Here is a 9,533-nt window from a genome sequence, read left to right as displayed (position 1 = left end):
TCGGGGTCTGTTCGCGGGCATGGCCCGCTCCTGCAGAGTGGTCCCCTTAAGCCGATGCACGTTCCCGTTGATACCAATATTTTGGTGAGGCTTGTGACAAAAAACGCCGAGGTGCGCTATCCCGGCTACCCCTTTTTTTTGTAGATGCTGCTTTTTCCCTCCGGCTGCTGCCGGAACCGCTTGTACTCCCATTGGTACTGCTCCGGCGCCTCGGCGATACAGGCTTCCACACCGCGGTTGAGCGCGGCCAGGGAGACTTTCTGCTCCTCGCTGTAGATCGCCTGCTCGGCGGGCAGGAATATCAGTTCGAAGCCGCCGCTTACCCGCTTGCCGAAACCGAATACGCAGCGGCAGCCGGTGCGCCGGATCAGGTTGTGGGCCAGGGTCATGGTCAGCGCCGGCTTGCCGAAGAAGGGCGCGAAGTCGCCGCCGCTGGTGTCCGGCTCCTGGTCCGGCAGCACCATCGCGATATCGCCGGCCTTCAGGGCCTTCAGCAGCGCGCGCACGCCGCGCACGTCGGTGGGCATCATCTGGATACCGGTGGCCTCCCGGCCCGCGCGGATCAGAGGGTCCAGCGCGGTGATTTTCGGCGGTGCATAGAGGGCGGTGCAGGGCCCCAGGGTGGCCAGGTACATGCCGAAGATTTCCCAGTTGCCGGTGTGGGGCATCAGCACCAGCACCCCCCGCTTTTCATCGACCCGGTCGCACAGCAGCTGCTGGTTGCGCACCCGCACTATCTGGTCCTCGCTGCGACTCCAGGGCTGGTGCCAGATGGTGGCCACCTCGCAACCGGTCATGGCGGTGTTGATCACGCTGCGCCGCGCCAGCTTCTCCCTTTCGCCGGCACTCTTGCCCGGGTAACAGAGCGCCAGATTGATACGGCTGATGTACAGGCTGTCGCCGCGGGTCAGCACCGCCAGTTGGCCGAACAGCCAGCCCAGCCGGCGCGACCAGCGCAGCGGCAACTTCCCAACCAGTTTCAGCGCGGCGACTGCCAGCCGGCCCTTGATATCCAATGTCACTACTTCCTTAATCCCACCAGGCCGGCTAACTATCGGCCCCTTTTCAGTATCGTAAAGATTTGTGCGGCCCGGGCGCCTTTAAGCGCGCCACCCGCTGCCGCTATAATTGCGTCCCTTTGCCCGAAGCACACTTTGATCCGGAGAACGCGGTGTCCAAGCAACACGACCTCAGCACCTTCCAGGGCCTGATTTTTGCCCTGCAGGACTATTGGGCGCGCCAGGGGTGCGTCATTCTACAGCCTCTGGATATGGAAGTGGGCGCCGGCACCTTCCACCCGGCGACCTTCCTGCGCGCGGTGGGTCCGGAGACCTGGAACGCCGCCTATGTGCAGCCCTCCCGCCGCCCCACCGATGGCCGCTACGGCGACAACCCCAACCGCCTGCAGCACTACTACCAGTACCAGGTGGTGATGAAGCCATCCCCGGACAATATCCAGGACCTGTACTTGGGCAGCCTGAGCGCCATAGGCGTGGACCCGGCGGTACACGATATCCGCTTCGTGGAGGACAACTGGGAATCCCCCACCCTCGGCGCCTGGGGCCTGGGCTGGGAGATCTGGCTGAACGGCATGGAAGTCACCCAGTTCACCTATTTCCAGCAGGTGGGCGGCCTGGAGTGCTATCCGGTCACCGGCGAGCTCACCTACGGGCTGGAGCGCATCGCCATGTACCTGCAGGGGGTGGAGTCCCTCTACGACCTGGTGTGGACCCGCAATCCGGACGGCAGCCCGGTCACCTACGGCGATGTTTTCCACCAGAACGAAGTGGAGATGTCCCACTACAACTTCGAACACGCTGACGTGGAATTCCTGTTCGCCACCTTCGACCACTGCGAGCGCGAGAGCGGCCGGCTGATCGAACTGGGCCTGCCGCTGCCCGCCTACGAGCAGGTGATGAAGGCCTCCCACGCCTTCAACCTGCTGGACGCCCGCCACGCGATATCCGTCACCGAGCGCCAGCGCTACATTCTGCGCGTGCGCACCCTGGCTCGCGCAGTCGCCCAGGCCTACTACAACGCCCGGCACGCCCTGGGCTTCCCGCTGGCGGCGGAAGAGATCCGCAATGAAGTTCTCGCCCAGGAAACCAAGAAAGAGGAGGTGCAGTAATGGCTCGGGATTTTTTGGTTGAACTGGGCACCGAAGAGCTGCCACCCAAGGCGCTGCGCACCCTGATGGACGCCTTCGCCCAGGGTATCCGGCAGGGTTTGCAGGACGCGGAACTGGAGTTCGGCGAAGTGAAGGCCTACGCCGCCCCACGCCGCCTGGCGGTATCCGTCACCGGCCTCGCCGAAAAGCAGCAGGACAAACAGATAGAGAAACTCGGACCGGCGGTGAAAGCCGCCTTCGACAAGGACGGCAACCCCAGCAAGGCCGCCGAAGGGTTCGCGCGCAGCAACGGCACTACCGTCGACCAGCTCAGCCGGGTGCAGACCGACAAGGGCGAGCGGCTGGCGTTTATAAGTGAACAGAAGGGCGAGGCCACCGAGCGCCTGCTCGCCGGGATCGTGGAAAAATCCCTGGCCCAGCTGCCGATTCCCAAGCGCATGCGCTGGGGCACGCGCCGGGAGGAATTCGTGCGCCCGGTCCACTGGCTGCTGATGCTGTTCGGCGACAAAGTGGTGGACGGCGAGGTACTGGGCCTGAAGGCCGGCAACACCAGCCGCGGCCACCGCTTCCACTGCAACCGCGAGCTCGAAATCCACTCTGTCAGCGACTACGTACAGCAGCTGCGCGACCCGGGGTACGTGATCGCCGACTTCGACGAACGCCGCGAAGCCATTCGCGAGCAGGTGACCGCCGAGGCGCACAACGTCAACGGCGAGGCGGTGATCGACGACGACCTGCTGGACGAAGTCACCGCCCTGGTGGAGTGGCCGGTAGCGCTCACCGGGCGCTTCGAGGAGCGCTTCCTGGACGTGCCCGCGGAAGCGCTGATCTCGTCGATGAAGGAACACCAGAAGTATTTCCACGTGGTGGACGCGGACGGCCAGCTGCTGCCTTTCTTTGTCACCGTCTCCAATATCGAGAGCACCGATCCCGCCCAGGTGATCGCCGGCAACGAGCGGGTGATCCGCCCGCGGCTTTCCGACGCTGCCTTCTTCTTCGAGACCGACAAGAAAACCAGCCTGGAATCCCGCCGCGAGAAGCTCCGCCAGGTCGTTTTCCAGCAGCACCTGGGCTCGGTGTACGACAAGACCGAGCGGGTCGCCACCCTGGGCCGCGCCATCGCCGGCCACATCGGCAGCGATGCCGACCGGGCCGAGCGCGCCGGGCGGCTGTGCAAGTCCGACCTGGTCACCGAGATGGTGTTCGAATTCCCCGACCTCCAGGGCATCGCCGGCTACTACTACGCGGAGAACGACGGCGAGCCCCTGGACGTGGCCAAAGCCATGTACGAACAGTACATGCCCAAGTTCGCCGGCGACGAACTGCCGAAGAGCGACACCGGCACCGTCATCGCGCTGGCAGACCGTTTGGATACGTTGGTAGGCATCTTCGGCATCGGCCAGCCCCCCAGCGGCTCCCGCGACCCCTTCGCCCTGCGCCGCGCCAGCCTGGGGGTCATCCGCCTGGTGGTGGAAAAGAACATCGACCTGGACCTGCGCGAACTTCTGGGGCTGGCCCGCGACGGCTACCCGCGCACCGCCCTCGGCGAGTACAACACCGTGGTCGAGCAGACCCTGAACTATATCCTCGAACGCTTCCGCGCCCGCTACGAGGATCAGGGCATCGCAGCGGAAGTGTTTATGGCGGTGGCCGCGCGCAATCTCTCCCGGCCGCTGGATATCGACAACCGGGTACAGGCGGTGCACGCCTTCAGCCAGCTGCCGGAGGCCCAGGCGCTGGCCGCGGCCAACAAGCGGGTGTCGAATATTCTCGCCAAACTGGAGGGCCCGGCGCCCACCGAAGTGGACGAAAGCCTGCTGCAGGAGGATGCGGAAAAGGCCCTCTACGCCGCGATTCAGGACGCCCGTACCCAGGTGGAGCCCCTCTACGCCGAAGCTCTCTACACCGAGGGTCTCGCCGGTCTCGCCGGCCTGCGGGAAACCGTGGACAGCTTCTTCGACCACGTGATGGTGATGACCGACGACGAAAAGCTGCGCGACAACCGCCTGGCCCTGCTGGCGCAACTGCGCGCACTCTTCCTGGAAGTGGCGGATATCTCCCTGCTGGTACCGGCTAAATGACCCTGATCGTGCTGGACCGGGACGGGGTGATCAACCAGGACTCCGCCGACTATATAAAAACCGTCGACGAGTGGATCCCCCTGCCCGGCAGCATCGAGGCCATCGCCAGCCTCAGCCGCGCCGGCCACCAGATAGTGGTGGCCACCAACCAGAGCGGCCTGGCCCGCGGCTATTTCGACCTGGACGACCTGGAAGCCATGCACGCCAGGATGCGCGCACTGGTGGAGGACGCCGGCGGCGAAATCGCCGCGATTTTCTACTGCCCCCACGGCCCCGACGACAACTGCCGCTGCCGCAAACCCAAATCCGGACTGCTGGACGCCATCGAGGCGGAGTTCGACACCAGCCTGCACGACTGCTGGCTGGTGGGCGACAGCCTGCGCGACCTGCAGGCGGGTTTGGAAAAAGGCTGCAAGCCGGTACTGGTCAGGACCGGCAAAGGCGAACAGACGCTGCAAAAGCTGATCGCCGAGCCGGAGCCCCGGCTGGCGGATACCGCGGTGTTTGACGACCTGGCGGAATTTGCCCGGTTCCTGCTGGGCTGACCATTACCTGTCGGGTTTCCGGGCACCTCTACTCCCCCGACGCAGCACTCTCCCGCAAACGCTCTCCGGGCAGGCGGGCCGACAGCCGGTTTCGGCCCCGTGCGGCACCCGCGGCGATATCGACACCAATCGCATAGAGCGACGGCACCAATAGCAGCGTTACGAAAAAGGCCACAAAGACCCCGAAGGCCAGCGCCACCGCGATGGGTTGCAGGAAGGCCGCCTGGATGCTGCGTTCCAGCAGCATCGGCATAAGGCCGACGATGGTGGTGACGGTGGTCAGCAATATCGGGCGAAAGCGCGCGACACCCGCTTCCACGATGGCCTGCAGCGGTTCCATGCCTTTCTCCCGCAGTCGGCTGCAGCGATCCATCAGCACCAGGTTGTCATTGACCACCACCCCCGCGGCGGCGGCGATACCGAAGTAGCTGAAAATCGCCATGGTCATCCCCAGGACCCCGTGCCCGAAAATCGCGCCGACGAAAGCGAAGGGAATGGCGATCAGGATCAGTATCGGCTGGAAATAGCTGCGGAAAGCCACCGCCAGCAGGCTGTACATAGCGAACAACGCCATGGTGTAGAGGCCGATCACGTCCCGTATGAATCGCTTCTCGCCCTCGGCCTGGCCCACGGCGCCGCGGATGATGCCTGGATAGCGTTTTTCCCAGCCGGGGAAAAAGTTTTTGTTCAGGTCTTCCATGATCTCGCCGCGGACATCGTCTTTCAGGTCAGCCATCACCCGCGCCGCGCGGTTGCCGTTCCAGCGCTGGATGCGCTTGATACCCGGGGCAAATTCCAGTTCGGCCACCGCCAGCAGGGGTATCTGGTGGCCGTCGGCGGTGCGCACCCGAAAGTCTTTCAGGCTTTCGATGGAGCGGCGGGCGGCCAGCGGGTAGCGCACCATCACTTTCACATCCTGGCCCGACCGGGGCAGCCGCTGAACCTCTTCGCCGAAATAGGCCTGCCGCACCTGGCGATTGACCTCCGCCAAGGTCAGCCCCAGCCTGGCGGCCCCGGGTTTGAGGCTGATGCGAATCTCCTCCGAGGCGCCCTCCAGGTTATTGCGCACGTCGTAGAGACTCTCGTAAGTGCGCAGTTGGGCTTCCAGATCGGCGGTGGCAGCGCGCAGCACTTCCAGGTCCGGATGGCGGATGGACAATTCGAATCCGGGGCCGCCGTTGTTGAAAGAGTAATTCACCGAGACTTCCTTGGCGTCGGGAACGTCTCCCATCAGCTCGCGCAGGCGCAGGGCCGCCTCTTTGGCAGACATGTCCCGCTCTTCCGGAGGGGCCAGCTGGACGATGGCAATCACGCTGTCCCGCCGGGAGCGGGTATACCAGTTTTCGATCAGCACCCCCTCACCCCGGGTGCGCTGGTTCACCTCTTCCTCCAGGCGCTTTTCTGCATCCTGCAGCTGCGCCAACACTTCCAGCGCGCGGCTGTAGGGCGCTCCGTCGGGCATGACCACGTTGACAACGATCTGGTCGGATTCGATTTCCGGCATAAAGCTTTTCTTCACCCAGCCACTGCCGAACACGCCGAAACCAATCATGAGTGCGGAGATGAAAATACTCAGGGTCAGGTAGCGGCGATCCACCGCCCACTGGCCTATGCGGCGGTAGTGATTCTGCGCAAAATAGACGATGCCGTCGGCGATGCGCTTTTGTATGCGTGCAAAGCGGCCGAGGCGGGTGCGCGGTTTCAGGTTGCTGAGGTGCGCCGGCAGAATAAACAGGGATTCGATCAGGGAGAACACCAGCGCCAGCACCACCACCCAGGTGATATGCCGGGTGAATTCGCTGGTGGAACCGCTGATAAAAATCCACGGCAGGAACGCGAAAATAGTGGTGACCACCGCGAAGATGACCGGCTTGGCCACCAGTTGGGTGCCCAGTATCGCGGCATCCACACTGCCCCCGGGGTGTTGGTGTTCGGGGTTGTGGGATTCGGTGTGAATGCTCTCGCCGACCACGATGGCATCGTCCACCACTATGCCCAGCACCAGCAGGAAGGCGAAGGTGGAGAGCATGTTCAGGGAAACGCCGACGCTCGGCAGCAGCACAAAGGTACCGGCGTAGGCGATGGCGATGCCCGCAGCCACCCAAAAGGCCACCTTGGGGCGCAGGGTGAGCACCAGCACCAGCAGCACCAGAATCAGCCCCAGCAGGGCGGAGTTGCCGATGGTGGCCATCCGGCCTTTGAATTCCTCGGCGTTGTCGGTCCAGAGCGTGAGCCTGGCGCCGGGGGGCAGGGTCTCGCTGCGCTCGGCGATCCATTTGCGGATGGATTCGGAGGCGGTGACTATATCCATGACCTCGGTGCTCATCACCTGGAGCAGCACCGCCGGCTCGCCGTTGAGCGTGGCGAGAATTTCGTTGTCTTCAAAGCCGTCTACCACGGTGGCCACATCACCGACGCGAATGGTGCCGCCATCGGCGCTCTGGCGCACGATGATGCTGGCGAATTCCCGGTCGGTGTCCGCCTGGTTGCGCACCTTGAGTTGGTAACTGCCCACTTCAGTGCGCACTGTGCCGGCGGACTGATTGAGGGAACTGGCGCGAATGGCGTCGGCCACTTCCTGGAATGTCATGCCGTAGCGGCGCAGGGCCAGCTCGCTGACTTCGATGGATACCTCCTCGAAGCGGGTGCCGAACAGCTGCACCACGGAGATCGCCGGCAGGGCGGCCACCTCGCGCCGCAACTGTTCCGCCAGGCGTTTCAGTTCGCGCTCGCCCAGGTCGCCGCGCACCGCTACGCGGATAAATTCCTCGCGGTTCACCCACTGCTGTACCCGCGGTGGTTCTATATCCCGCGGAAACGAGGAGATGGCGTCCACGCGCATTTTGACGTCGTTCATAAAGCGGGAGAAATCGACGCTCTGCTCCGCCAGGATATACACCTCGCCCCAGCCCTCAGCCGAGGTCGACCGCACCCACTCGATGTTGTCCAGGTCGCTGACCGCCTCCTCGATACGCGCGACTATCTGCTCTTCCACTTCCCGGGGCGCGGCACCGGGCCAGGCGACCTGGATCTGCAGGCCGGGAAAGCGCACCTGGGGATCCATCTCCCGCTCCATAGCACCGAAACCGATGACGCCGGCCACGCATATGCCCACCATGGCGAGGTTGGCGGCCACGCTGTTGCGCGCCCACCATTCAATCAACTTGTTCATGCTCGCACTCCGTTATTGCCGGGCCAGTTGGGTGACGGGCTGAACCTCCATGCCATCCACCACATTGGCTATGGCGGAAGTGACAACCCGCTCGCCCTCCACCACACCGGAGGCGACGACCACCCGCTGTTCGGAAGTGGACAATACTTTCACGGTGCGAATCTTTAACCGGTTGTCCGGGCCTACCACGTATACCTCGTCGGCATTGCGCAGGGCGTCCCGCGGCAGTACCAGCGCCTTGTGCGCCTGCACTCCCTCCGCTTCGGCGGAGACGAAGAGCCCCACGGCGAGCGGCACTCCCTCGCTGGCTCCTTTCCCGTAGGGGTCCTGCACTTCGGCCACGGCGTAAATCAGCCGCGTCTGTTCATCCACTGCCGCTTGGGTACGCACGATGCGTCCCTGCCACTGGCGTCGCTCCCGGCCGACCTGGGCCGATAGCGTCACCTGCGGCCCCGGATTTCCACCAGTGGCCACGAAACCCATGGGCAGGTCCAGTTCCTGCAATTGCAAATCCGTCAGTGGCAGGCGCACTTCAACACGGTCGGTGGCAAACACGCGCCCCAATGGCGTGTTCTCCGTGACAAACTGACCCACCCCCACATCCCGCCGGATGACGCGGCCCTGGAACGGCAGTTTGATCTGCGTGCGAGCCAGGTTCAGTTCCGCATCCGCAAGTGCCGCCCGGGCGGAGCGCATCCTGGCTTCCGCCTCGACCACCTGGGGCCGGTTTACCTGAAGTGGGGTGGGCTCCCGGCCGGGGTTGATGGATGCCCACTGCCGGCTTTTTACGGCGGCCGCCGCGCGGGCCTGCTGCAGCAACACTTCCGCTTCCGCCACATCGGCTTCCGCGCGGGCAAGGGCCAGGCGGTAGTCGGCATCGTCCAGTTGTATCAGTGTCTCGCCCGCCTCAAATCCCGCGCCTTCCGCAAAATTTTCCGCAATGGCGACAATCCTGCCGGCCACCTGGGGAGTCAGGTCGATTTCAGTGTGGGGCCGCACTTCCCCCTGGGTGGCTACTGCCAAATGCACGGTCTCCTCCCGGGCCTCGGAGTAGAGCAGCGACACCAGGCGCTGTTCCTCCTCTTTTTTTTCCGGCGCCGGCTTGGCGGCAATCATTATCTGTACAGCGCCAACACTCAGCGCCAGCACCAGAACGGGCGCGGCGGTTTTTAGATATTTCTTATACATTCGTCTCTGCCTGAATTACGAACTCAAGTTTCGGGGCTCAACCGTAGGGTGCGCCGTGCGCACCGCTCCAGGGCTGGTGGGAGCCCCAGGCTTATTGGTGCGCACGGCACACCCTACGGCTGTCCCGGAAACGCTCCCCCGGTTTTCGCGTTGCATATGGGCCGAAAGCCAAATTAAGCCCGTTCAGTAGCAAGCCACTTAGCGAACTGCTCAATTGACGCCTTGGGGGTGCGTTTGGATGCAGGCAATTCAGCAGAATTGGTAACTGCTCACCCCCGCCGCTTCTCTAAAGCGGCCCCTGAAGTCAACCACTAATCTGGTTTTTGCACTGGACAGCTGTTACTGAGTTTCAGGCTTCTCTACGTGGTCGCCTTTGGCGCCGACAAGATGTAATCGGAGCGCGCAGCCTGTCATCTCCT

The 9,533-nt window shown here is 63.8% G+C and carries 6 protein-coding genes; 3 read left to right on the top strand and 3 right to left on the bottom strand.

The features are described from left to right. Positions 1 to 125: 125 nt before the first annotated feature. Positions 126 to 1,022, bottom strand: coding sequence for a lysophospholipid acyltransferase family protein (locus ACRC0P_RS04765; RefSeq protein ID WP_438628640.1), 897 nt, complete (start codon positions 1,020 to 1,022; stop codon positions 126 to 128). 149 nt (positions 1,023 to 1,171) lie between these two features. Between ACRC0P_RS04765 and glyQ the strand changes: the two genes are divergently transcribed. The 3 genes from glyQ to gmhB are packed head-to-tail and all read left to right on the top strand — an operon-like array spanning position 1,172 to position 4,754. Next, on the top strand, positions 1,172 to 2,128 hold the full coding sequence (gene glyQ / locus ACRC0P_RS04760) for a glycine--tRNA ligase subunit alpha (RefSeq protein WP_438628639.1): 957 nt from the start codon (positions 1,172 to 1,174) through the stop codon (positions 2,126 to 2,128). After that, positions 2,128 to 4,209, top strand: coding sequence for a glycine--tRNA ligase subunit beta (gene glyS, locus ACRC0P_RS04755; protein WP_438628638.1), 2,082 nt, complete (start codon positions 2,128 to 2,130; stop codon positions 4,207 to 4,209). Before glyQ ends, glyS begins: the two co-directional genes overlap by 1 nt. Continuing rightward, positions 4,206 to 4,754, top strand: coding sequence for a D-glycero-beta-D-manno-heptose 1,7-bisphosphate 7-phosphatase (gmhB, locus tag ACRC0P_RS04750; RefSeq protein ID WP_438628637.1), 549 nt, complete (start codon positions 4,206 to 4,208; stop codon positions 4,752 to 4,754). Before glyS ends, gmhB begins: the two co-directional genes overlap by 4 nt. Positions 4,755 to 4,782: 28 nt before the next feature. Here the strand turns inward: gmhB and ACRC0P_RS04745 are convergent, their stop codons facing one another. Next, a complete protein-coding gene (locus ACRC0P_RS04745) occupies positions 4,783 to 7,926 on the bottom strand; it encodes an efflux RND transporter permease subunit (protein WP_438628636.1) in 3,144 nt (1,047 codons plus the stop codon). A 12-nt stretch (positions 7,927 to 7,938) separates the two neighbouring features. Continuing rightward, a complete protein-coding gene (locus ACRC0P_RS04740) occupies positions 7,939 to 9,114 on the bottom strand; it encodes an efflux RND transporter periplasmic adaptor subunit (RefSeq protein WP_438628635.1) in 1,176 nt (391 codons plus the stop codon). Positions 9,115 to 9,533 lie beyond the last annotated feature (419 nt).

The sequence above is a fragment of the Microbulbifer sp. genome, from assembly GCF_051659245.1.
Classification (GTDB): domain Bacteria; phylum Pseudomonadota; class Gammaproteobacteria; order Pseudomonadales; family Cellvibrionaceae; genus Microbulbifer.
Note: the sequence above shows the minus strand (reverse complement) of the source record. Positions and strands in the feature narration are given on the sequence as shown.